This is a genomic window from Microcoleus sp. MOSTC5 (assembly GCF_036701825.1).
Lineage (GTDB): Bacteria > Cyanobacteriota > Cyanobacteriia > Cyanobacteriales > Microcoleaceae > Microcoleus > Microcoleus asticus.
Genome location: NZ_JAUBRK010000063.1, coordinates 1 through 25,011 on the forward strand (window position 1 = coordinate 1; position 25,011 = coordinate 25,011).

20 protein-coding genes are annotated in these 25,011 nt (G+C 48.0%); 11 read left to right on the forward strand and 9 right to left on the reverse strand.

Annotation, left to right across the window (positions count from 1 at the left end):
* The first annotated feature begins 87 nt into the window (after positions 1 to 87).
* Positions 88 to 1,095: a tellurite resistance TerB family protein gene (locus QUA54_RS27275; protein WP_333417361.1), complete on the forward strand. Its 1,008-nt coding sequence runs from the start codon at positions 88 to 90 to the stop codon at positions 1,093 to 1,095.
* 362 nt (positions 1,096 to 1,457) lie between these two features.
* Here the strand turns inward: QUA54_RS27275 and QUA54_RS27280 are convergent, their stop codons facing one another.
* A complete protein-coding gene (locus QUA54_RS27280; protein ID WP_333187987.1) occupies positions 1,458 to 2,012 on the reverse strand; it encodes an RNA-binding protein in 555 nt (184 codons plus the stop codon).
* 782 nt (positions 2,013 to 2,794) lie between these two features.
* Between QUA54_RS27280 and QUA54_RS27285 the strand changes: the two genes are divergently transcribed.
* On the forward strand, positions 2,795 to 2,929 hold the full coding sequence (locus QUA54_RS27285; protein WP_333417363.1) for a hypothetical protein: 135 nt from the start codon (positions 2,795 to 2,797) through the stop codon (positions 2,927 to 2,929).
* Between the two features lie 104 nt (positions 2,930 to 3,033).
* Here the strand turns inward: QUA54_RS27285 and QUA54_RS27290 are convergent, their stop codons facing one another.
* Positions 3,034 to 5,505, reverse strand: coding sequence for a zinc metalloprotease HtpX (locus tag QUA54_RS27290; protein WP_333417365.1), 2,472 nt, complete (start codon positions 5,503 to 5,505; stop codon positions 3,034 to 3,036).
* A gap of 284 nt (positions 5,506 to 5,789) precedes the next feature.
* Here QUA54_RS27290 and QUA54_RS27295 point away from each other — a divergent pair, with 284 nt between their 5' ends.
* Entirely contained in the window at positions 5,790 to 8,726 is a 2,937-nt protein-coding gene (locus tag QUA54_RS27295) for a hypothetical protein (RefSeq protein WP_333417366.1), read from the forward strand.
* Between the two features lie 244 nt (positions 8,727 to 8,970).
* On the opposite strand, the gene QUA54_RS27300 is transcribed toward QUA54_RS27295, so the two are convergent.
* On the reverse strand, positions 8,971 to 9,240 hold the full coding sequence (locus tag QUA54_RS27300; RefSeq protein WP_333417368.1) for a hypothetical protein: 270 nt from the start codon (positions 9,238 to 9,240) through the stop codon (positions 8,971 to 8,973).
* A 376-nt stretch (positions 9,241 to 9,616) separates the two neighbouring features.
* Between QUA54_RS27300 and QUA54_RS27305 the strand changes: the two genes are divergently transcribed.
* Positions 9,617 to 9,898 (forward strand): hypothetical protein, encoded by a 282-nt coding sequence (locus QUA54_RS27305; protein WP_333417370.1) that lies wholly within the window; start codon positions 9,617 to 9,619, stop codon positions 9,896 to 9,898.
* A 666-nt stretch (positions 9,899 to 10,564) separates the two neighbouring features.
* Here QUA54_RS27305 and prfC read toward each other — a convergent pair.
* On the reverse strand, positions 10,565 to 12,193 hold the full coding sequence (gene prfC / locus QUA54_RS27315) for a peptide chain release factor 3 (RefSeq protein WP_333417374.1): 1,629 nt from the start codon (positions 12,191 to 12,193) through the stop codon (positions 10,565 to 10,567).
* A gap of 102 nt (positions 12,194 to 12,295) precedes the next feature.
* On the opposite strand from prfC, the gene QUA54_RS27320 reads away from it, so the two are divergent.
* Positions 12,296 to 12,640, forward strand: a complete 345-nt coding sequence (locus QUA54_RS27320) for a DUF4870 domain-containing protein (RefSeq protein WP_172191739.1) — start codon at positions 12,296 to 12,298, stop codon at positions 12,638 to 12,640.
* 260 nt (positions 12,641 to 12,900) lie between these two features.
* Here the strand turns inward: QUA54_RS27320 and QUA54_RS27325 are convergent, their stop codons facing one another.
* The 4 genes from QUA54_RS27325 to infC form a co-directional block, all read right to left on the reverse strand.
* Positions 12,901 to 13,377, reverse strand: a complete 477-nt coding sequence (locus QUA54_RS27325) for a Crp/Fnr family transcriptional regulator (RefSeq protein WP_172191741.1) — start codon at positions 13,375 to 13,377, stop codon at positions 12,901 to 12,903.
* 26 nt (positions 13,378 to 13,403) lie between these two features.
* Positions 13,404 to 13,547 (reverse strand): hypothetical protein, encoded by a 144-nt coding sequence (locus tag QUA54_RS27330; RefSeq protein WP_333417376.1) that lies wholly within the window; start codon positions 13,545 to 13,547, stop codon positions 13,404 to 13,406.
* Positions 13,528 to 16,572 (reverse strand): HEAT repeat domain-containing protein, encoded by a 3,045-nt coding sequence (locus QUA54_RS27335; protein ID WP_333417378.1) that lies wholly within the window; start codon positions 16,570 to 16,572, stop codon positions 13,528 to 13,530. Before QUA54_RS27335 ends, QUA54_RS27330 begins: the two co-directional genes overlap by 20 nt.
* A gap of 271 nt (positions 16,573 to 16,843) precedes the next feature.
* On the reverse strand, positions 16,844 to 17,380 hold the full coding sequence (gene infC / locus QUA54_RS27340; protein ID WP_006635262.1) for a translation initiation factor IF-3: 537 nt from the start codon (positions 17,378 to 17,380) through the stop codon (positions 16,844 to 16,846).
* Positions 17,381 to 17,796: 416 nt separating this feature from the next.
* Here infC and QUA54_RS27345 point away from each other — a divergent pair, with 416 nt between their 5' ends.
* The 6 genes from QUA54_RS27345 (at position 17,797) to QUA54_RS27370 (ending at position 24,501) form a co-directional block, all read left to right on the forward strand.
* On the forward strand, positions 17,797 to 18,819 hold the full coding sequence (locus QUA54_RS27345; protein ID WP_333417380.1) for an alpha/beta fold hydrolase: 1,023 nt from the start codon (positions 17,797 to 17,799) through the stop codon (positions 18,817 to 18,819).
* Positions 18,820 to 19,264: 445 nt separating this feature from the next.
* Complete coding sequence (locus QUA54_RS27350) at positions 19,265 to 19,639, forward strand: hypothetical protein (protein ID WP_333417382.1); 375 nt, start codon at positions 19,265 to 19,267, stop codon at positions 19,637 to 19,639.
* A gap of 488 nt (positions 19,640 to 20,127) precedes the next feature.
* Positions 20,128 to 21,990, forward strand: a complete 1,863-nt coding sequence (locus tag QUA54_RS27355; protein ID WP_333417384.1) for an N-acetylmuramoyl-L-alanine amidase — start codon at positions 20,128 to 20,130, stop codon at positions 21,988 to 21,990.
* 123 nt (positions 21,991 to 22,113) lie between these two features.
* Positions 22,114 to 22,953, forward strand: coding sequence for a glutamate racemase (murI, locus tag QUA54_RS27360; protein WP_333417386.1), 840 nt, complete (start codon positions 22,114 to 22,116; stop codon positions 22,951 to 22,953).
* A gap of 180 nt (positions 22,954 to 23,133) precedes the next feature.
* The gene (locus tag QUA54_RS27365; protein WP_172191751.1) at positions 23,134 to 23,688 is read left to right on the forward strand and encodes an NYN domain-containing protein; all 555 of its coding nucleotides are present in this window, start codon (positions 23,134 to 23,136) and stop codon (positions 23,686 to 23,688) included.
* 582 nt (positions 23,689 to 24,270) lie between these two features.
* A complete protein-coding gene (locus QUA54_RS27370; protein ID WP_333417388.1) occupies positions 24,271 to 24,501 on the forward strand; it encodes a DUF433 domain-containing protein in 231 nt (76 codons plus the stop codon).
* Between the two features lie 95 nt (positions 24,502 to 24,596).
* Here the strand turns inward: QUA54_RS27370 and QUA54_RS27375 are convergent.
* Positions 24,597 to 25,011 (reverse strand): hypothetical protein (locus QUA54_RS27375; RefSeq protein ID WP_333417390.1); only part of this gene is annotated, 415 nt, incomplete at its 5' end.

Consider the following 25,011-nt stretch of genomic DNA (forward strand, 5'->3'; position numbering starts at 1 on the left):
TTTAACAGGCTTCTCAATTCACATATCATTTTCAGTCTTTTTTGTCAACTCCTAATACTGAACCGACGCCCTAGTGGAGCAAAACCAGTGGGCAATTTTGATAAAATATTCAATTCAGAAGACAAATCCGAAGCAAGCTTTACTCCAGAAGAATCGCTAGCAGCCGTAGCACTTGTCGCAGCGTCGGCAAATTCCCCTGACACAGATGCTGATATCTTAGAAAGCATACTTTGGGAATCAGAAATATTTGCTGAATACTCGGAAGATGATATGTCAGCAATGTTTCAAAGACTCTCAGGTATTGCTACTCAAGACGGTTTAGGAGCATTATTTAATGCTGCTTGGGAGTCACTACCAGATGAGTTAGTGTTGGATACTTTTGCCATAACCGCAGCAATGTTTGTCGCAGATGGAAAAATATCTCAGAAGCACGAGGCTTTTCTCCAGGAATTCCAGCAAGCATTAGGTGTGGAAGACGAGGAAGCTGCGGAAATTATTGAGGATGTAATTGTTGCATACTCTCAAGAAGATGTCGAAGAGTCTGATGTAGAAGGGGAATTGTACGTATCTCCTGAAGGCAATTTTAGCGTCCCGATTCCAGTTGACGAGCAACGAGGGGGTAGAATTGATGAGGAAGAAGGCTCTGTTGCATTTTCTGACGACTTTGGTGTTTTGTTGAAAATTGATTATTTCCCTATTGCGGGTGAAGTGGAAGAAACAATCGAGTCGGTTGGCGAGGAAGCTTATCTCAAGTCTTTTTTAGACAGTTTTGTTTCTGAGGCAATTATTGCTAATATTGCCAACTCTAAGTTACTTCATGCGGAATATTTAGAAGATGAAGAAGCTTATTTCGCGGTTGTTGATTTGGCTGCGGGTGCAACTATGAGCGTGCAGAAAAACCAGCGCCCGGCTACTCGGCTGGATGCTTACCGGGGACTTATGGCTTTTATCGCTGACGATTTTTGCTACACGGTAAGCTGTCAGCGAATTTATCAGGAGGGAGATGAATTGGGTTCCCTTGAGTCTGAAGTTGAGGGAATTTTGAACAAGATTTTCGAGTTTATTCAGACTATCGAATTCTCGGCACTCGCATAAACAGGACTTATTTAGGGGCTAAAAACCCGGTTTCTTTCTAGATGTCTTGCTACTCAACCCCATATTTTCATAGAAACTGGGTTTTTTTGCAAACCATCCTCAGAATATTACATCGTGTCCTGTCGATCGACCAAAATCAAACTGGTTTCTAGTGAGGACTTGAGTCCTCATGAAACTGAGGACTCAAGTCCTCACTACTTGCCCGATCGCGGTTATTTTACCGCACTGCTAGATATTAGAGGTTTTTTACAATAAAATAGTGCGATCTAGAACAGGCTTATTTGAGCCTTTCTCGATCGCACTTCCAGATACATTCAGTCAACCGCAGTCGAGAGACAGCAGCAATTAGCCGCCATTTTCGACTAATTAGTAGTCTGAGCTTCCACCAATCTTTGCTTGAGCTCTTCCAGAGCGCTCGCCCAGCGCGGATCTGGCTGCACCGAGCCGGAATCGGCGTTCGGCACCGCTGCTGCGGACTGATTGCGACGCGACTTGTTGTTGTCACCCCGACGGCGATTGCTTTTACTAGGGCCTCCTCCACCTTGGGCAGGGGCAGCATCCCGCTGCTGTGGCACAGGCACAGGCACAGGCTGCGACGCCGACACCAACTGCGGTGACTGCGGCGACGACTGCTGCTGATCTTCTTCGCCTTTCTCAGATTTACCCTTAGAGCGGGGCAGTGCCTTCTCTATTTTCAGCGGGTTTTCTTTGAACATCAAGCCGTTGTATTTCTCAATAACTTGGTCGGCTTGTTCGTCGGTTAGCACCGTCACAAAACCGAATCCTCTGCATTTTCCAGTTTTGCGGTCTGTAATTACCTTTGTGGTAACAGATTCGCCCTCCGGTGCAAAAACTTCTTGCAATTCTTGGCGATCGAGTTCCTTCGGTAGATTGCCAACATAAAGACGAATAGACATGAAAAATTCCTCCAGACTTGGATTTTAATTAATTTGCTCGAACAGAATTCCCTGAAGTCAACTGAATATTGACTTCAGGGAAAAACCACATAACCGGAGAATTTGCACATTCCTCCCACCAACCTTGACAGATCCCCCCACCTTTTAGAACAAAAAGATGATTTACTCTGATAAGGCAGGAACTTAACCGCCGATGCAGAGAGCTTTTAAATCTCAGGTTGTTGTGTAAACTTTTAGTCATCACTCAAATGTTGAGGCTATTGGCTATTCTGTATTACTTGCTTCCGGTTTTGATTCAGAATGTTTATAGCCAGGGCCGTGTAGAAATTTATGTCCAAGGATGTGTCAATTGCCAGCGATCGGAATGCCAGTATTCAGTTTAATACAGTGATGGATAAAATAGCTAACATTTTTTCAGCCAGTAATCTTACCTCGTTCCTAATCTCGCTCCTAATGCTGAGAACTACTCACTTACCCGCTATCCCTTAAATCAGGCCCGGCAGAGTCCGAGCATTCTTTAAAGGTATCACAGCCTTGGTAACAGAGCTAGTTATTTAGGAAGATTTCAGTCTGAATTTAACGGAAACCACATCTGAATCACTTTTGAGAATTCATCCCGCACAGCAAAAATAGCTGTCGAAAAAAAACAGCCGACAAGCGGCTGGCTGTACTTGCTGTGTTGGGATGTTGACAATTTTTACGCAATGCCTTAATGGGTTTTAGCCAACTGAAGTTATTGCGCTATTTGGTTCAATCCTGTTTGTATAAAGTAATGTAACAGATTGCTGGTAAAAAAGCAACTTTTCTTTACGAAGGAAGAAGGAAGAGGGAAGAAGGAAGAAGGAAGAGGGAAGAAGGAAGAAGGAAGAAGGAAGAAGAGTGTAGGGTGTCCGCCGCGCACCGAGAACATCGGGTAGACTGCGCCACCAGCACCGAGAACATCGCCCATCCGCTGTTTAACTCAAAACCGCTCGAGGCTGCGCGCTGTTCGCGACTCGCGCGGCAATCCGATCGCTATTCCTCACCTTGGGCCCTGGATAATGATGTATGCGCCCCAAAAAGCAGCAGCAAAAGCCAAAATCGCAGACCAAATCGGATGTCCGCTGTCACTAACTTTCCCTCCTTGACTGCGGAGACTTTCGAGGTCGATCGCCACAGTAGCACCCCGGCGCAGCCAACCAGTCGCCACAACAGATTTTCCGATCAAATCGCTGGGGCGAGTAGGTTTGGGCCACAAAGAGCCAATGTAGCCAAACCTCGAAACATAATGCAACCTCACCAAACCCGTCGCCGTTTGCAAAATCAAATCTTGTCCCAGCCAATTATCTATACCCGATCGACCCAAAAGTTGCCCTTCCAGCCGCACCGGTTCAGCATCCAGCGGCAAACTCTCGGGATTTGACAAAATTTCCGGCAAACTCGGCGAAGCGGTTTCTCGCGGTGTAATGTCCGGGAAGAAATAATTGATCCGCATCAAAGTACCGATGCTAAATCCGATCGGCAAACAGCCCCAAATAATCGATCGATCGCCCCAAAGCCAATCCAACTGCCAAAAACTCGTCCTCGAAAAAATCCCCCCAATCAGCCAAAGCACCCCGACTATCGCCAAACTCATCGGAATTCCAAAAAACGGCGCACCCTGTAAAAATAGTTTTGAGTCTTTAAATTCGAGTATTGACTTAAACAGAGACAATTTTCCTTTCTTGGGTTGTTCTGGCACTCCCGCGTTTGCCAAATCTAACTCTGTCTCTACCTTCCAGAATTGAGCATAGAGGGCAAACAGCTTCAAACGCTCTCCCAGCAAAGGATGCGCGCGGTTAACCGTCAACCAGTTGCGCTCGCGATTGCTGATATCCCACAGCAAAAGCTGTTCCAGCGGCGCGTGTAAAGCAGCAGAACCAAGGGTTACAGCTTGTCCAACGCCTACGGGTAACAATAGATCGAAACTTTCTAGGAAAAAGCTAGTTTGTTTTTGCTGCTCGATATTATCAGCAATGCCGATCGCAATTTTACCGAGTGCCCGCGTCAAACCGTTAGGATTGCCCGTAATTTCCGCAGCAGTTCGATCGCTAAAATACACTCTGCGGCGCGACACCCACAACATCGGCCAGCGCAACAACTTATAAATCCCGTAACTAATAGCAGAAATTGCAGCGGCCACAAATTTGACAGCAGAACGCAAAAACTCGATCGTCATTAGATCGCACAACCGCTCTTGCCAGTGCGCCACCTGCCAATAAATCAGGTAAGGAATTTGAATCACCAGCAGCGCCAGCGACATCGGCGCAAAATCCCAGTGAGAGATATGGCCCAACTCCCGCGCAAAAATAGTAGCAATTTCATCATCCGTCAACTGTTCCAACAGCCCGCGACTCACAGCAATCCGAGCAAAACGGGGCAAACAGCCGTAACTGAAAGCTACAGGAACATTCAGCGGCAAGAGTTTCAGCACCGGCACCGGCATATTTTGCTTCGTACAAAAACTTCGCAGTACCCGACTAGCTTCCTTGCTGTGCTTCGATAAAACTGACCCGCGCAGGGTTTCGATGCCGCAAAACAGTTTCAGCAGCGCGTCTATCAGCCACGGAGACGAGGCCAAAAGCAATCCAAAAACCATCTGAACAAAGGGAGTTGGATCGCGGTAAAAAAGCTGAATCGGCGCGAAAATAGGCAGTCTAGTGAATATGTAAAGCTGAACCAACAGAGAATTAGTGTTTGTCAGCAGGAATTGCAGGACAAACCGGGCGAGGAAAAATAGGGCGATCGCACTTGCAACGGCTTGCACCCGAAACTCCAGCAACTTCAGCGGTTTGAGGGGGCGCGGGCTTTTGGCGCGCCCTGCTTCGCGCCAAGTGAGTTGGTAAGTATCTGGGCTGGCGACTCCGGGGATATCTGTTGGGGAACCGGAACTATTTTCGCCACTAATTTCTGTATCGGGTGCGGTTTCTGTCGAGTTTTCCGGTGCAGAAGTCTGGCTTGTGGGGGGTGGAGGTGGCGGGGAAATATGTTGCGATTTGGCGTTTCCAGGCGCGGCAGTCGGCTCTAAAGGTAAAAATCCTGTTTTTTTGTCTGCGGTAGGTCGATCGCCCCCTGGCGTTTGTTTCGGCGATTTTGTTCCGGCATCAAAGGCGACAAAGCCTGTTTCGGGGGGAGTTTCTGCGGATTTTTGTTTATTTGCCGGTGGTTTTGGGGGGCGAGGGGGGGTTAATTCTGTTAAAGCGCGATCGGCCCAAGTTTTGACTTGAGAGTTGGGACTTTTGGCGAGGGAAGAGCACAGGGCGATCGCCTTTTTGACATTACCGGTTGCTTTGTACGCAGCCACCAACCCCATCTGCGCGCGGATTGCCGACGGCCCATTAGCTGCGGTTTGAGTAACGGATTCTAAAAGGGCGATCGCGGTGGGGTAATCCTGCTGTTTCAAAGCTGCTAGCCCAGCCTCTAGAGACTGTTTTGCAGATGAATCCGCCGGATTTGGATTAGTGGGAGGTGCCATGACTGTGCTTTCGCTAGCGTCCTTTCTAAGATAGCTTTGCTGGTCGATCGATTACGGTTTTAACTCACATCTTGTACCATTGTCAGCAACAGGCAAGATGCCTGTTCCACAAAAGATAAATTTTCTTGTGGAACAGGCATCTTGCCTGTTCACAAAAGCTGATTGAGAAGGGTGCAATATCTCAGTTTTAACATATGCCCTAAATGCGCTCGCCCATAATTGATATCTATGCCCAATTTCAATCCCCCATTGGTATAATAAAATAACTCCTCACCTGCACACTTATGCCAATTGACGACGAAGATTTTGAAAGCGAAGCTATTAGCGGCGATCGCCAATTGCGACTATTCACAGACAGACACGAATTTACCCGCCGATTTGCCTTTTATTTAAACGAAGACCCGCTCCGCGAACAAATTTTGTATTTTTACGGCGATGGAGGCAACGGCAAGTCATTGCTACTAAAACACTTGCAGTATAACTGCTGCAAAAGATTTTCGCCGCAGGTTTGGCAACAATTGCGCGCACTCCCAGAATCAAAAGCCGCCGAAGTTGCTGATTTCGTCCGCCACGCTGAACCTAAAACCTATACTCCCATACCCGTAGTCAGGCACGATTTCGGATTGATACCGATTAAAGAAGATAAACCGCAAGATAGATTTTACGGCTTGCTGATGCTGCGCCGAAATCTGGCAGAAGCAGCCAAGAAATATAAATTTAAGTTTCCCAATTATGATTTTGCTTGCTTTTGGTATTTGCTGAATAAAGGCGAGTCAAACGCAACTCTCGAACAACTTTTCCCCGATGATGTCATGGAATTGTTGACACCTGTAGTTGAAACTTTTGCAGAATTTCCGGTGGTGGCGCAAGCTGTAGCGGTGCTCAAAGGGTTAGATAAATTGGGCGGGATTAAGCGGGCGATGAAATTAATTCAAAAGCGCCTCGGTGTCAGCGACGACAAGGCCGAGGAAATTCGCCGCAAAGATATTGATACTGAGTTGATCGACTGTTTGCCGAAATTGTTTGCAGGTGATTTGAATGCGGCAATGGCTGGGAAACACAAACCAGAACGCCTCGTCATGCTGTTCGATACTCACGAGAAAATGTGGGATGAAAAACGCCCTTCTCAGGGAATAAATTTTTGGTATCAAGATGAGTGGTTTCGGCGGTTGCTGAGGGCGATCGATTTCAAAGCGGGGATTGTGGTTGCTGTAGCGGGGCGAGATTGTCCAGTCACACAACTGCGGTGGCCGAATGCGTCGAAGTTTCCAATTCCCGAAGATTATATAGATGCACAATTGGTTTGGCATTTGTCTCCGGCTGATGCTAGGGATTACCTGCACAAAGTGGAGATTGACAAGGCAGATTTGGCTGATGCTGTGATTAAATATGCCAGCGTCAATCCTGATGAGAGTTGGGACGATTTGCAGGTACATCCGTTTTATTTGGGTTTGTGCGCGGATGTGGTGCTGGCAGAAAGAAGGCGGGGAATTGAGTTGCTGTCGTCGGATTTTGCGCGGGTTCCGAGGTTGGAAAATAAGACTGCGGAGTTAACAGATCGGTTGCTCAGTTATGTAGATCGCGAAGTGCGATCGGCGGTGCATTCGCTGAGTGCTTGCCGCGCTTTTGATGAGGATTTGTATGTGAAATTGGGAGTGGGTTGTCACTTCCAGGCAAGCAGTGCAAATTTTGAGATTTTGACGGGTTTTTCCTTTCTGTGGAAATCGCAGAAGCGGGGGGAGAACTGGTATCGGATTCACGATTTATTGCGACGCTTGGATGCCGATCGGGATAATCCGAAAACTCGCAGAGCTCATGAAGTTTTAGAGCAGCATTACCGGGAATTGGGGAATGCGGCTGAGACAATTTTTCATGCTAATCGCTTGGATTGGCTGCGGGGTGTGAAGGAATGGGTAGAGGTGTTTGAGGAAGCGTCGCGGCTGAGTCGTTACGGGGAATGCGAGTCGCTGCTGGGAGTTAGAGGTGAGTTGTGGATTAAGAGTGACTTTTTGCTTGGTAGAATTTCAAAATTGGAGGGAGATTACTATGCTCAATTGGCTAGATATGCAGAGGCCAAACACGAATATTTAGAGGCAGTTGCAGCTTACGATCGCGATCTCATTATAACTCCAGATGATAATGATACGCTGAACAACAAAGGGCTTGCGCTGCAAAAAATAGGTAATTTACAAGCAGAGTTAAGTGAATTTGAGGTTGCAAAACTATCTTACTTAGAGGCGATCGCAGCCTTGAATTCTGCTTTACTTATTGTACCAGATGATATCGACGTTCTCAAGAACAAAGGGCTTGCGCTGCAAAAAATAGGTAATTTACAGGCACAGCTAAGTGAATTTGAGGCGGCAAAACTTTCTTACTCAGAGGCGATCGCAGACTATAATTCTGCTTTACATATTGCACCGGATTATCTCTATGCTCTCAACAACCAAGGGAATGCGCTGAGAGGTCTGGGTGATTTGCAAGCAAAGCTAAGTGAATTTGAGCCGGCAAAACTTTCTTACTGTGAGGCGATCGCAGCCTTGAATTGTGCTTTACTTATTGCACCGGATTCTATCGCTGCTCTCAACAACAAAGGGAATGCGCTGCAAAGTCTGGGTAATTTGCAAGCAGGGCTAAGTGAATTTGAGGCGGCAAAACTATCTTACTGTGAGGCGATCGCAGCCTTGAATTGTGCTTTACTTATTGCACCGGATTCTATCGCTGCTCTCAACAACAAAGGGAATGCGCTGCAAAGTCTGGGTAATTTGCAAGCAGGGCTAAGTGAATTTGAGGCGGCAAAACTATCTTACTCAGATGCGATCGCAGCCTTGAATTCTGCTTTACATATTGCACCGGATTATGTCTATGCTCTCAACAACCAAGGGAATGCGCTGAGATGTCTGGGTGATTTGCAAGCAAAGCTAAGTGAATTTGAGGCGGCAAAACTTTCTTACTCAGAGGCGATCGCTGCTTACAATAGAGCTTTACTTATTGCACCGGATGACATCATTGTCCTAAACAACAAAGGTATTGCACTGAGAATACTGGGTGATTTACAAGCAAAATTATCTGAGCAACAGGAAGCACTCAAGAATTGGCAAGAGGCTCTGGAAATGTTTAATCGATCTTTAGCCATTGCTCCTAACAACGATCTGGTTCGCAATAGCCGCGATGCGCTGCAACAACTCCTCGATAATTTGGGTGACGATACTGTCAGCAGTTAGCTCGCTCGAAATGAGTAAAGACGTGGCATTAAGGAGGAGGATGTGTCGAGTTAACTTAAACCGAACGGCCGCCAGGGAATTAATTCCACGGGGCTTTTAGCAAAAGTCCTCGCTATGACGACTAATGAATTCTTCAGTCCTCATAGCGAGGACTTTTGCTTTGAGGCAGGGGTTGAAACCCCTGCCGGACTCAGGGCTGACCGTTAAAGGCCCGCCCTCGAATTTAGCTATTTAACCTTGCAGCTTACCGCCCAGATTGTCTCGGCGATGTACCATCAGCCCGCGAACGACGGATCAGCACGCTCATCACCTGCTTCGGATTAGCCGCACGTTGTAGGGGACTCCAATCGCCCACTTCTGCAAATCCCAGCCGGTACAAAGTGAGTATGGTTTCCCGGACACCCTTCGGCGAACCGACAACCGTTAACAGCACCACTTCCTGTTCGCATACTGCTGCTGAGTCGTCATTTGGGCATTCAGATTTGTTGTCGTCAGGCACGAATTCCTGTGACATAATATGTTCTCCTGGTTTTGGGTTTTCTAGGAAAACCCAAAAACCCAGCCGCCCCGCATTTCAAGACATAGCAGGGCGGCTACAGAGAATGTTAAGATTCTCGGAGCCTCCAGACTGCCTTGTACAGTTTGGCGGTTAGCTGTCCATTGCTGTTAGCGCAGCTTTGGGCAGTGCAACTAGATTTTTGGGCGACGCGGGCTGCCTCCTCTACAAGCAAGCAACCTCTCACTTCAAAGCGTAGCCGCAGATGGGGGCCGCCGTCAATCGATTTTGGATTTTAGATTTTGGATTTTGGATTGAAGAGGGGGATTGGGAGGTTTTGGGCCGGGCTGAGGATTTAGCGTTATAACTAGACTAAGAGAGCCCCAGGATAATTATGCTGCACGATCTTCAGCAATCTCACCCACAAGACATACAGACTATTACTCAGGTTTTGGCAAAAATCACCAACCGCACGCCGGCTCAGATTAAACCATTACTAGATGCGATGCTCAAACGCCTAATAGAACCTCAACAACCTCCCTTTTACGAAACAGCTACCCCAACAGAATGGTCAATAGCATTTCAAGAATGGGTTGACAGTCATCGTACCCTAAATCTCCCCACTCTTTCAGATGAAGCTATTAGCCGAGAGAGCATTTATGGAGACAGAGGTTAAATGCCATTCCTCGTAGATACAAACATACTTCTGCGTAGCGTCGATACAGCACACCCAATGAATTATGATGCCGTCAATGCCGTGATTACTCTGCGCGATCGCGGGAACAACTTTATATCGTACCCCAAAATTTGATAGAGTTTTGGAACGTTTGCACGCGCCCGATCCAGAGAAATGGATTAGGACGAACTGCAAAAGAAGCAGAGGCAGAAATTAATCGCTTAAAACAACTTTTTCCTCTGTTGTTGGATACCGAATCAATTTATCAAGAATGGGAACGACTGGTGATAACGTATAAGGTTATAGGTGTCAACGTTCATGATGCGCGGCTAGTTGCTGCTATGCTTGTTCATGGTTTAACCCATATCCTAACTTTTAACATTACTGACTTTTCTCGTTATTCAGAAATTACTGCTGTTAATCCCCCAACTGTAAGGCCTTAATTAATTTCAATTTTCTCAGCTATCGCCCTTCAAAAAAACGCTCCCCGATTTTTGGGAGGATACGGCAGTGCCTTTTCCCTACAAATCCTACAATAAATATCATTTGTAGGGACACAACAGTGTTGTGTCCTTTGGCTGTGGTAATCAGGGTTTTTTGTTAATAACAATCCCGATTTTTGGGAGGAAACGACAATGCCGTTTCCCTACAAACCAACTATCCCCCTCACTCCTCGCTCACAGCCAAACCAGAAACCACAGGCGCGATCGCATTTAACTTCAACACAGGATGCTCCCCTTCCACCTGTCGGCAATTCCACTCATTTCTAAACAGCAAAACTGGCCTTCCCCAAGTATCTTTCACCGTCACCGTATTAAAAAGCCGCCCAACTTTTTCCAGCGCATCCCAACCGCCGTCAACCCAACGAGCTACACTGTAAGGCAACATATCGATCGTCGTTTCCACATTATATTCCGACTGCATTCTGAACTGCACAACTTCAAATTGCAACTGTCCGACAGCCGCCAAAATTGGCTCGCGTTTCGACTCATCAACCGAGTACATAATTTGCACTGCGCCTTCTTCCTGCAACTCCGAAACGCCTTTGCGGAACTGCTTAAACTTAGAAGGATTGGGATTTCTCAAAAAAGCAAAAAGTTCAGGAGAAAAACAGGGAATCCCTTCATATTCCAGTTTTTGGCCGGTGTAAATAGTATCGCCGATCGCAAATACCCCCGGATTGTTCAAACCGATCACATCGCCCGGATAAGCAACCTCGATCGACTCCCGATCCTGAGCAAATAACTTTTGAGGCCTTGACAAACGCACCGTTTTACCGCTGCGAGCGTGAGTCACGTTCATGTCCTTTTCAAACTTGCCCGTACAAACCCGAATAAACGCCACGCGATCGCGGTGTCTCGGGTCCATATTCGCTTGCAATTTAAACACAAACCCCGTAAAATCTTCATAAGTTGGCGGCAAGTCTCCGGCGCTGCTCTTGCGGGCGATCGGCTTCATAGCGTAATCTAAAAACGCCTCTAAAAACAGTTCGACCCCAAAATTGCTCATCGCGCTGCCAAAGAAAACAGGCGTCATTTTTCCAGCCCGAACCAAGTCTAAATCGAGTTCAGTTCCCAACTCATCCAGCAGTTCTAACTCTTCTTTGAGCTGATAGTAAAGGTCTTGTTCCAACAAATCTTCAATGCGCGGATCGCCCAATTCGATGACAGTATCAACAGCAGCGCGAGAACCGTGTTTAGCCCGCTCGAATAAGTGAATTTTGCGCGCCCTGCGATCGAAAACACCTTTAAAGCGATCGCCCGTACCTATCGGCCAATTTACCGGATAAGTTTGCAACCCCAATTCTTTCTCAATTTCGTCCAACAAATCCAAAGGTTCTCTGCTAGGGCGATCGAGCTTATTAAAGAAAGTAAAAATAGGCAAACTTCGCAGCTTACAAACTTCAAATAACTTCCGAGTTTGCGGTTCCAAACCCTTAGCAGCATCCTCCAGCATCACCGCATTGTCAGCCGCCGCCAGAGTTCGATAAGTATCTTCGCTAAAATCTTGGTGTCCCGGAGTATCGAGCAGATTAATGTGATAATTTTGATACTCAAACTGCAAAACAGTAGAAGTAATAGAAATTCCCCGCTGCTGTTCCATCGCCATCCAGTCAGAGGTAGCGTGTCGCTGAGCCCGCCGCGCTTTCACAGAACCTGCTTCGTGAATTGCACCTCCGTAAAGCAGCAGCTTTTCTGTCAAAGTAGTTTTCCCCGCGTCGGGGTGGGAAATAATAGCAAAGTTGCGCCGGCGCTCAACAGCAGTTAGCAGTTCAGTTTCGAGTTCAGTTGTCATTACAAATTAGGTAGGGGAATCATCACCCGATCGTCATTATAGCCTGTGCTACAGTGGCTATTAAAGGTAAAATTATCACTAAAGTCAAGGAAGAAAAGTAATATGTACGACTCCGACAAGCGGAAGCTGCTATCACTGGTGTGCCACGGGGCGATTTTTTTCAGTACCTTAGTGTTCTCGATCGGAGCGCCGATCGCTGTATTGTTAGTATCAGATGACCCCGTTGTCAAAGAAAATGCCACAGAAGCGATCAATTTTCACCTTAATGTATGGCTGTACAGCACCGTGATTGTGGTGTTAACTGTCGTCACTTTTGGTCTTGCTGGCTTTATCCTAGTGCCAATAGGTTATCTTCTGCACTGGGGACTGACAATAATGGCTATCCTCCACGTTTTGCAAAATCCTAACCAAGCTTACCGCTACCCTTTTATTTTCCGAATAGTTTAGACAGCAAATCGCACTTCACTATCGATTTCAACAACCCGATTTCTTCAAGAAGAAACCGGGTTTTTAATTGTTTTATAACTCACGGGAAAAATCATTTTAAGGTTCGCATTGTGCACCCTACCCGATAGAAATTGTGCGTATTCTTAAGTTGCGCATTGGGCATCTACCCGATATAAGTAAGGTATTCCCTGTGCGCTGTACCGAATATAAATTGTGCAGAATTACCGATCGACTAAAACAACATTACCAATTCCCAACTTTCATCGAATTTCAGCAACTCTCGCAGCCTCTGCAGGCGGCATAACTGCCTCTTTAGCATTCAACTTTTGATTCAACTCGCGAATCCGGCGCGACAGCAAGCGAATAATATTCACAGCAATTCCCGGCGTTTCATCAATCGCATCGTAGAGCTGCATTTGAGTCAGCATCAAACACTCGGATTGTTCGAGAGTAGAAATAGAAGCCGAGCGAGGTTCTGCATCAAACAGCGACATTTCCCCGAAACAAGCCCCGGCTTTCAACTGTGCCAAATCCCGATCGCCTATATGCACTCGCACCGTTCCCGATACCAAAATATAGAGCGATCGACCTTCTTGTCCTTCCGTAAAAATCCTGTGCTTGGAAGGAAACGAAAGTTCATCCATTACCGATGCTAGACGCACGAGAAAATCATCCCGCAGTTCCTTAAAAATCGGAACCTCCCTGACAAATAATAGGCGTTCGACGCTGGTTAACATAATGCGATGCAGTGATTTATTTAAATTTAAACAAAGGAAGAGGAATTGGGCATTGGGCATTGGGCATTGGGAATTGGGCATAGTTTCTTTTTATTTCCTCTTCCCTCTTCCTTCTTCCTTCTTCCTTCTTCCTTCTTCCTTCTTCCTTCTTTACCTTTTCCCCCCAGCACCCAACTCTGCCATCATCTCTTCAACTTGAGCTGATACCAAATTATCGGGGTCATTTTGCAGCCTGGGCAACAATTCGACCAAAGCCCGCGGCGAGGCTATTTTCAAATAGGCTAACACTGCTTCGCGGACAAAACCCGTCGGGTGTTGCAGACAGACAAGAGTTTGTTGAGCGGTAAGGCTCCAGCGCGCTTCCCTCGCCAAGTGAAAGCAGCACGCCAAAGCCCAATCCGAAAGGAAGTGGCGCAATTCTAGCAAGCGACGCAAGCGATCGCTAGGGGCTAGAGGTTTGTAAACCATCAATTCGGAGAGATTGCTCAATTTTTCTCTTTCCGAGTGCTGATCCAACAAATTGATCAGCGATCGCTTCCTAGCTATATCCACAGTATTGTCGAGAATTTCCAATCCCCTAGCAACCAAAGAAGGTTGGCCGGAAGCGAGGTTGAAAGCAGCGGCTTGTACTGTGTCCAGCGGATAAAGAAACTTCATCAGCAAAAAACACCGCTCCTTAGCATCAGCTTCCAACCCCGCCAGAGCCCGCTGCAACAATTGAGCCGTATCGTTCCCAGGTGCTCCGGTGCTGTTGGCATCCCGATCGGAGAAATTGCCGTAGGTTGTTACCCCAGACAAATCTACCAGACCTGCATAAATTTGACCGATAAACATTAACTCCTGTTCGATGAGAGTTTCCAAGCCGCTGCGGCCGATGCGGTCTAGAGCGCCTTCTATCCCCGCTTCCGAAGGCATTTTCAACAGGATGCGGAGGATGTTGCGCCTGGTAGTTCCCCAAGCCGTCATCAAATTGCTGACCAAAATGTCGATCGCCTCGGGAGTCCCAATTTGACCCAGAGCCGTCCAAGCTTGCAACCTGACCAAATCCGACTTGTGGATGTCCTCAGCCAAATACACCAGCAAAGGAATCGCGTCGTTGTGAAGTTTGACTATAGCCTGCAAAGCTGCTTCCCGAGTCGATTTGTAACCGAGTCCGCGCAGCAGCGAAGGATAATATTCTTCCGAATGAGTAGACGAAATCACGTCTAACAGAGCGCAGCGCACTCGCAGAGATTCATCTTGCAACAGATTGGGGATGTGCAGGCGCAATCCTTGCAAATAATCAGCTTCTCCCAGAGCCCGCGTCCCCATAACACGTTCCCGCTCTTGTTTGTGCGTCAGCATTTGGCGCAGCGTGTTAGTAGCCTCTGCCTTTTGCTGGCGATCGCCCCTTCTCATAATTAAAGCAGCCGCCGTACCCCGCACCACCGGATCGACGGTCGGCTGCAAGTAAGGCCGCAAGCTGTCAATATTCGGTTCAGCTTCCGTCAGCCAGATGTAGCGCAAAGCCAAGGCCAGCACCTCCGGCGGCAAGGATTGCTGCGAGAGTGCGCGGACAGATTCTAAATATGCGGGGTTCGGGTGTTGCAGCATCGTTTCCAAGCTCTGGCGCTGCAAACCTGGGGACAGCGAATCGAGGATGGGAGCCAGAACTTCTCCGACATTTTTGGGGTCAATTTGCGTCAGGAGTTCTATGCAAGAGCGCTTTTCATCTTCGCCCCCCGGCTTTTGTAGAGTTTCCACCACTGCGCGCTTGAGAGCTTTGAGGTCAACGTCTGTGACGCCCAAGCGCCCCCGCTCCGCACTTTTGACCAACAAACCCACGTATTGAGAGCGGATCAGCCATACCACAAACACCCACACTAGCGCCAACACCACGATCGCGCCAATAAATATCAAGCTTTGCTGGTCGTGAAATGCCTTTTCGTCTTGGCGGGGGAGTATCTTGTCTGTCACCCACAGCATAATCAGGATGCCAACTCCTGTAACTCCGCAGGACAAAGGTTCGCCCACACCGTTGACCAGAGTTTGAATGCCCGATCGAATATTGTCGGGAATTGGTTGGAACAAAACCGGGCTAACGGTTTCTAGCAGCGTGTAGTGCAGCAGTTCGTCTAAAAATCTCAGCAATATCAGTCCGATGAACACAGATACTAGCTGGCCCAGGGATGCTCCTATGGTCAGCACCCCAAGTATCGCGATACCCGCCGGCAAAATCACCGCCGTCACGAATACACCGATTCTTTCTACCAAGCGACTGGATGCGAACCACTGAGTCGCCACTTGAAACAGACCTTGTATGCCTTCGTAAATGCCCAGGAAGCTAGCGATCCAGCTAGCTCCGTCCCCCGGGTTTTGGTATTCTAGCTGGCTGTAGAATTGGAAATCTACCAGGACATAGAGGACTTCTGCGAGGACGAAGAAACTGACTAGAGGTACGGCGTATTTTTGCAGCGGGCCTGTAACTTTGCGAGCGGTAAATTCTTGTTGGTCGTCGTCTTCATCGTCATCTGTCCAGTGAGCTGTTTCCGGAAATGCTTGACGGTATTTTTCCGTGAGGTAGTACAGCAACAGCGAGCCTGTCGCCACCATCAACCCCGATATGAGGGTAACGTTTTTTAGTCCGACTACGTGCAGCAAAACAGGCAGAGAAAATCCGCTGACTACTCCAGCCACTAGATAGCCGCTGCTGACTAGGGGATAGGTGCGCTTGATTTCTCTAATATTAAACAGTTGGTTGGAAGTGATGGAAGTGTTAAGGTCGTTCAGGACATAGCAAGCTTCCACCCACAGCCACATCAAAAAAATAGTAATAAAAGCAATGCTTATCCCAGCTATCTTAGTATTTTCGTAGCCGATGCCGAATCGAAACAAAAATAGCGGTACCGACATCATTCCCAGAACCACTACGACGGTGCGCCTTAGCGGCAGGATTTTTTGCAGCCACGAGTAGACAAATCCCAAGCCCGAACCGATAAAGGCGCTGGCTATGTAGATATAAGGCATTTTGTCGGCACCGTACTCGTCTAGGAACAGACCTACCGTGCTCAGTTCCAGCCAGATCAGCCCGACGGAGGTTAGAGTGTAGACGAGGAACATCAGTACGGTTCGCTCTACTTCTTCCGATCGCAGGTTGAGCGAGCGCAGCACTTTTTGTCCTGCTCCCGCCCAAGCGCTGATTTGAAAATTTTCCATGCTTCTCGTGCGTTGATATCCCGATTTGTGGTAGCGTGTCACCGAGTTCCGGCATCCAGCAGAGCGATCGCCAGTCGGTCGATTTTAGATTTTAGATTTTAGATTTTAGATTTTAGATTTACTCCACAGACGAATCTGAAAGAGCGAACTCGGGTCTAAAATTTTTGGCCCTCCACGACAGCAGTCGGAAACTTCTATCCGTTTTTGGGCGGGGTCATTAGTCTCTTGTCACCAGTCTATTACTATTGACTGATGACTAATGACTATCTATTTATACTTTCTTCGGCGACAGCAGCATCATCATACTGCGTCCTTCTTTTTTCGGGGCTTGCTGCACTTCTGCTATTTCCTGCAAATCTGTGGCCATGCGCTTGAGCAAGTCCTCTGCTAGGTTGCTGTGTTGGATTTCCCGACCTCTGAACATGATCGTGGCTTTTACTTTGTCCCCAGATTTGATAAAGCGGTCTGCTAGTTTGAGGCGCACTTGGTAGTCGTGTTCTTCAATTTTGTAGCGCATCTTCACTTCCTTCACGTCGGCAGTGTGCTGCTTCCGCTTTGCTTCTCGCGCTTTCTTTTCCTGCTCGAATTTGTACTTCCCATAGTCCATGACCCGGCATACGGGCGGGTCAGCTTTGTCGCTGACAAGTACGAGATCCAGTTCTTTTTCCTCTGCCAGGCGCAGCGCTTCTGCGGGTGTCAAGATCCCTAGTTGCGCGCCGTCGGTATCGATCACCCGGATTTTGGGGTATCGAATGTTTTCGTTGATCTGGGGTAGGTTGCGATTTTGTCTTCTTTCAATCACAGGCATGAATGGTTTTACAAGCAGTAGTTTAATAGCGAAGCTTCTTGATAGTTACAGGTTTGAACAGTCCATATTTCACTTGGACGATCGAACTGTTTTGTAAGGTTTTACCCTTAGCGGACGTACTACCGCGCCCTGTGTCCCCTCCGCTAAAGCGTTGGGGAATATTTGGACGATCGTAAATGAATTCTTACAATACTTGCTATTCTACTCAGTCTGGCTGAGTTTCTGTCTAGTTTTATTTTAACTTCACACACGATCGCCCGCCCGGTTGCCCGATTGATGACAAAACGGTCAAAAATTCAGGGTAAAAGGTTAATGATGAGGTAAAACGGCTTTTTTACCCCATCTCGCCCGGTCTGGCCAGTCCCCCAAGTCGCCGGATTTCCCTTGTAGAATGAGGTATAAGCAAGTGTAAATTTATGTTGCGATCTGAGGCAAAATTGGCAAATTCTCTGCTGTGGCACCAACGGGTGGGAACTCAACGAGACTGGATGTGGCGGGGTTGGCAAACTCGCTACACTTATTTGCGGCCTGCTTTGGGGCGAAATCAAGACGCGATCGAATCTCAAGATTCTGCGGCCGGGGGAATTGCCCCGCGCGCCTCGGGAACGCCGATTATTTTACTGCACGGGTTTGGAGCTTCGATCGGTCACTGGCGACAAAATCTCGCCCAACTCGCCGAAAACCAAACGGTTTACGCCTTGGATTTGTTGGGCTTTGGCGCTTCGCAAAAAGCTCCGATCGACTACTCTGTGTCTTTGTGGGTCGATCAAGTTTATGATTTTTGGCTGACTTTTATCAGAGAGCCGGTTGTCTTGGCAGGAAACTCGATCGGCTCGCTGATTTGTTTGGCCGCAGCGGCGGCTCACCCGGACATGGTGGCCGGCACGGTGATGATTAGCCTCCCAGACCCCTCTGTGCGAGCCGAGGCTGTGCCTGGATGGCTGCTCCCGGCGATCGAAGCTGTGGAAAGTTTGTTTGTTTCCCCGCTCTTGCTCAGGCCTTTGTTTTATTTTGCCCGCAAGCCTTCCTTTGTCCGCCGCTGGGTTTCCTTTGCCTACTCCAACCCCGAAGCTGTTACCGACGAATTAGTGGAAATTCTAGCAGGGCCTGCGGGCGATCGGGGAGCAGCCCGCGCCTTCTGCGCTTTATTTAAAGCTGTAGGCAGTTCACAATTTTGCCCCAGTGTCAAGACTGTAATGCGAAATTTAAGAATCCCGATGCTGTTAATTTGGGGCAAACAAGACCGGATGATTCCCCCTCGGTTTGCCCGACCGCACCAATTTGTCGAATGCAATCCCAATTATGTAGAGCTAGTTGAATTAGATAATGCGGGCCACTGTCCCCAGGATGAATGCCCGGAACAAGTAAATCAAGCAATTTTGAACTGGATGAGCGGGAATTTTGCACCTATGGGCGAGAGCGAATTGCAGCGATGTTGATTAGACAGGGGGCGGTGCGTTCCTAACGGACAAAAATAACTTGCGAGTATCTATCCCGCTCAAAAATAAAGTGGTTAGAACTCGATCGCACTCGGTGGTATGGTATAGCAGATGTTGAAGGAAGAAGGAAGACCGAAGTTGCGATCGACCTTTTATGTTTGAGCAATTAAGAACGTTCTAACCGTCAGGTGTGGTTGCTATATTACAAAACTTCCCTCACTGGAGAGTCAGTAGATTTGAGATTGACTTTAGGGCCGCTCATGGAGGCTTGAACTAACCTCAACAACCTTTTTGCTTGAGGCAAATCCTTTGGGAAAGCAAGTTTCCGTCTTTTTGTGAGGTCATTTATCTACTTTATTTTAGGGTCGCTTTTTTCATAAATTCAGAGATTGACACAATCGCCAAGATCGTGTATCTTCTCTAACTGGTAGTATATATATAAGCCATGCAGTTAGTCGAAAGGCAGATCGTCAAACCAAAAGACAGGTTTTATCCAGAAGCCGATCTATTGTTTTTGCTGTCCAAAAAACTTTACAACTGCGATAACTATATCTACCGTCAAAACTTTTTCCCCCCTCAACCAACCAAAGCTCTGGCTGTCCATCGTGCACTCAAAAAGAGTGTTAATGACAAAGCATTGCCCGCCAAAGTAAGACACAACACTCTCCGGTTACTGCTGACAGCATGGACTAGCTATCATAGTTTCACCTTGGCGGGCGTAGTCGCGATCGCCCAACGAAGTTTCAAGCAGCACCGAAAATCCCTGACTCTAAAAATTCAAGAAAAAAAGAGAGAAGGGGCGCTATGTAGTTGTACTTGACTGTCAAAGTCTCAGCAACAAGGCTTGTCCAAAAAGATATGCCAGTTGGTCTGGGACTAACTTTGGCTGCCCTCAAAAGTCGAATTAATCTTGGAAATCCGGATTGTTCCCGAGATAGGTTGTTAAGTTGTTGGGGTGCTTTATGAAAAGTTAGAATAAAACGCAAATGTAAAGCGGATTATAACCCTTGCCGTAACGAGCTTCGCCAATATTAAAGAGCTATGAAACCCCTCCCTGGAAAATCCGTAAAATTCTACGTTCTAACTTGTACCTTCTAGCTTCAAGAGACGCCTTGTTTCTTCTTCCTAAAATAAATACCTTCCCTTGTACCAGCAATCTTTCAGTCACCTTATAACCGATCGCCCCCAAGTATACGGGAAAGTTCAAAAATGCCAGATTCTGGTGGCATTTCGGAGCCTGTTAACGCATAAAAAAGTCAATTTAGCCAACAACTGACGGCCTATCGCCCCCGGTCTGCTGGCGGCTAAATGCTGAAAGCCGATCGAACAAGCAGCGCCCTACCAGCTTTTGGCAGTAACGCAAACGAGGAAAAAACTGTCGTGAAATTCCACTGGCTACTACCGAGTTTCTTAAGTGTATTTTTGCTCGCCGGGGCCGCCGAAGCAGCTAGACTGCAATCTTGGCGGTTTGATGCTTCAGAGAACCGGCTCTACATTACAACAGACGGGGGAGTACAACCCAAGGCTCAACTGATTTTCAACCCGACGCGGTTGGTGATTGACTTACCGGGGACGAGTCTGGGCCGTCCGTCGGTCAGCAAACCGCTCTCAGGGGCGATCGAATCGGTGCGGGTAGGGCAGTTTGACAACGATACGACCAGAATTGTGGTCGAGATCAGAGACGGGTTTACTATAGACCCTCAGCAAGTAAAATTCCGGGGTATTTCTCCGAGCGAGTGGACAGTGGATTTGCCAACGCCGGTGCGGGGAGGAGATCGAAACCCGATTTCAGAGCCTGGGGGAGAAAGGTTATCGGTTCAACCTTCAGCACCCCAAGCCCAGTCGGCCGAGGCGACTGTAGTTCAGAACGTTCAGGTGACGGCGGACGGTTTTTTAGTCGGCACTGCGGGCGGCAGCCCCCAAATTAATTTTCAACAAAGTCGGGCCGGGGACATTGCCACCCTCGATATTGAAGGAGCTACTTTAGCTCCGGGCCTGAGCAGCCAACAGCCTCAAACGAACGGCAAGCACGGGGTTGACAAGATTGAAGTGCGGCAACTGCTAACAGACCCGCCCGTTACCCGCGTGACTTTGCGGATGAAGAGTCCTAATACTCAGTGGCAGGCGTCTGTGAGCAATTTGGGCGGGGTTGTGCTATTGCCTGCAAATGTAAGACAGCCCTCGGTTTCCCGCAGCCTGACTGTAGCTCCTCCAGCAAGACAAGCTCAAGGAAATTTAGCGAGAGTTCAGTCAATTGATTTAGCTAGTAACGGCACGCAACTGGTGGTGAGAACTGACCGCCAAGTCTCCTATACCAGCGGGTGGGACCAGGGGTCGAGAGCTTACTGGATCAGGATCGCTTCTAGTTCTCTGGCGGGGCAAATTCCTCAGCTCGATGCCAACAGTCCTGTATCGTTTAGTGCCAGCCAAGAAGATGCGGAGACTGTGGTGATCTGGGTGCAGCCGCGATCGGGGGTAGAGGTAGGCAGGGTGACGAGGCCGAGTCCGCAGTTGCTGTCTTTGCAGTTGCGATCGAATGCTAGCGCGCAGCAGCCTTTGACTCGCACTCCCAGCCCCCAGCCTTTGCCGAGAAGGACTTTCGGAACGGGCGATTTGCCGCAAGCTTCTAATCGCCGCGCCGTGGTAGCGATCGATCCGGGTCACGGTGGTCGCGATCCGGGGGCAGTCGGGATTCAAAGCATTCAGGAGAAGGAGATTGTTTTGGATATCTCGTTTCAGGTGGCGAGGCTGCTGGAACAGCAGGGGGTTCAGGCGGTGATGACTCGGACTGACGACAGCGAAATCGACCTAGAACCGAGAGTTTCTTTGGCGGAACGGGTGAATGCTAATTTGTTTGTCAGCATTCACGCTAATTCCATTAATATGAGTCGGCCGGATATTAGCGGGATTGAGACTTATTATTTCGAGAACGGGGAAGATTTGGCCCGGGTGATTCACGGCAGTATTTTGCAGGGGACGGGGGCGACTGACCGCCGGGTGCGGCAGGCGAGATTTTATGTTTTGAGGAAGACTTCTATGCCTTCTGTTTTGGTGGAGGTGGGTTTTGTAACGGGTGCTGAGGATGCTGCTAGGCTTTCTGACCCAGCTTACCGCAGTCAAATGGCGGCTTCGATCGCTCGCGGCATTTTACTTTATCTTCAACAAAGATAATATATTGCCGGAGGGATTCGGGATTGGTAATTGGTAATTGGTAATTTTCCCTAATGACTGATGGCTGATGACTGATGGCTGATGCCTGCTGACTATTGACAACCGACTATTGACAATTAACAAATGACAACAGACTCTGGACAAAAAAGAATCGGTATTTTTGACAGCGGCGTGGGCGGTTTGACGGTTTTGACCCAGTTGTACCGACAATTGCCCAACGAATCGATACTTTATTTTGGAGATACGGCGAGGCTGCCTTACGGGACTCGCGGGCCGTCGGAAATTGTGCAGTTTGTGCGCGAAATTATGGTCTGGCTGGTGGAACAGGATGTGAAAATGGTGATTATGGCCTGCAACACCAGTTCTGCTTTGGCGATGGAGATGGTGCAGGCTGAGTTTGATATTCCGGTGTTGGGAGTAATTCTGCCGGGGGCGCAGGCTGCGGTGCAGCAAGGCAAGCGGATCGGAGTCATCGCAACTCCTGCTACGGCTGCTAGCAATGCTTATCGAAATGCGATTTTGGAGATGGACGATTCTTGCCTGGTGTGGCAGGTTAGCTGTCCGGCTTTTGTGCCGCTGGTGGAGCAAAACCGGATTTACGACCCTTACACTTGTGAGGTGGCTCGGGAATATTTGGCTCCTTTGATTCAGCAGCGCATCGATACGCTGATTTACGGCTGCACTCATTATCCGCTGTTGGCTCCTGTGCTGCGCTCGCTTTTGCCTGCTGGGGTGACATTGATCGATCCTGCGGTGCGGGTGGTGGCTGCTGCTGCCAGAGAGTTGGAGCTTTTGGGGCTGCGGAATGCTGGTACTGCGCTGCCAACTCGTTTTTGCGTGAGCGATCCTCCGCAGCAGTTTGCGGAGTTGTCGGTGCAGTGGCTCGGTTGTACTCCGGCTGTTGAGAAAATATCCTTGCCGACAGTTGTACGATCGCCCGTATCGCTGGAATCTGGCGAATAAGCGGGAAAATTTATAGGTTAATCTAACCCCCCAAAACTCAGGTAAAGCTGGTTCTGGGGGGTTTAATTATTGCGATGTAACCTAGCAATTACACATCAATAGGTAATATTATTGAACAAAAGCTTTGATGAACAATGCAAATAATGTCCTATACGTGCTGGATCTCTTCAGCCTTGAACCATGTCACCCTATGTATCGCAAGCAGTTTTACTTGTAGACGGCTATAACATAATTGGACTTTGGCCTCGACTCCGAGAGAAGCGCGATCGCGACGAACTCGAAACAGCTCGCCGCGAGTTAATAGAGGTTTTAGTTAACTACAGCGCTGTTCAAGATTTTGAGGCTCGACTGGTGTTTGATGCCCACTATCGAGATACTCCCAGCGTTAAAGAAATTATTACTAAAAATTTATCGGTGCACTACACTGACTTCGGTCAGACAGCAGATACTTATATTGAAAAATCTTGTGCAAGTTTGCGCTACGAGTTGCGATCGGTCAAAGGCAAAGGCCGCATGATTGTCGCCACCTCAGACCGAGCGCAGCAATTGACCGTAGTCGGCTACGGTGCCGAATGGATGTCCGCCGAACAACTAGCGGCTGATGTAGAATCCACCGCCCGCCGCAGCGAGCGCCAGCACAAATCCCGCAAACACAATTCCAGTCGCTTTCTAGCCAGTTCGCTCGATCCAGAATCCCAGAAGCGCCTCGCCAAGTTGAGAATGGGGCTGCATTAGCTGCTGAAACCCGCTTGCTGTACGACAAAAAAAAAGTTTATCAAAGGCCTTGCCAAATCCAGTAAGTTCAGCTATTGTTAGTAAATGTGGGTAACAAAAACCCTCAATCCTCGGTAGCTCAGTGGCAGAGCGGTCGGCTGTAATGAATGCAAGCCTTTGGCATCAACCAAAAGCCCTAGTGACATAGCAGCTCTATCCGGTAACGGGTACTGAAAAATCGGGTGAATTCAAGGAAACCGCAGCACTTCGGGTGGCGGCAATCTTGAGCCAAGTCTGGCGAAAGGCAGCGGTTGCGATCGCAAGTAGCCGGAAAGGTGCAGAGACTAGAGATGAGGAGCCTAACCAATAAATCTCATAGCGCCTGACATCCGACGACAGATCACAAACATGATTTGTAGGGATGATGAAATAGTCCGCCCCCTTCGGAAACGTTGGGATAAGTGTAACCGATTGGTCGTAGGTTCAAATCCTACCCGGGGAGTTAGTAAAAGTCTGAAGTTGGAATTTTCCAGCTTCAGATTTTTTGTTTTTATTTTCAGATATGTTTTTCTATAATCTAGATGCAAACACTTTACCTGTATCATGAGCTATCGCGACATCATCACCATAGAGCCGGATAAGCGTGGTGGCAAGCCCTGTATTCGTCGGATGCGGATTACGGTTTACGAAGTTCTTGGCTGGCTGGCTTCTGGAATGTCTATTAGTGAGATTATTGACGACTTTCCAGAACTAACAGAAACAGAGATTAGAGCCTGTCTAGAGTTTGTGGCAGATCGCGATCGTCGTTTAATTGCTTCGGTGAGTGCCGCATGAAACTACTATTCGATCAAATCCGAAGAGTTGGACTTCTATTTTGCCATTGAACCCATTTCCCGCATCCTCAACTGTGGTAATTAAAGTGAGTAGTTCTACTTGTTTGAATTTTTGAGATTGCTTTCGTTACGTTTCTTTGAAGGTGAGCGTCTTTTGGATTTAGATTGAGATTTGCTCTCTTCGGCTTCCTCTTGAGGTCGATCGAGTATTGGTAAAGTGGTTGGCTCATTATTGCTTGCTGGTGTATAGATTTCTTGTAATTTTCCATTTTCTGGAGATCTTGTTGTTATAGTTTCTGAAATTAGTTTTTGTATGCGTGGATTTAGCTGAAAAGTGCTATTGTCTTGAAGCACCTTTATCCGCTCTTGAGCTTGATGTAGGGCAGAGCTAGGCACCTTCATGTGCTCGTCCATCAATTGTTGTACAGAGTTGAGTTTGACAATTTGAGCGACTGCCTTCATGTGCTCGTCCATCAATTGTTGTACAGAGTTAGGTTTGACAATTTGAGCG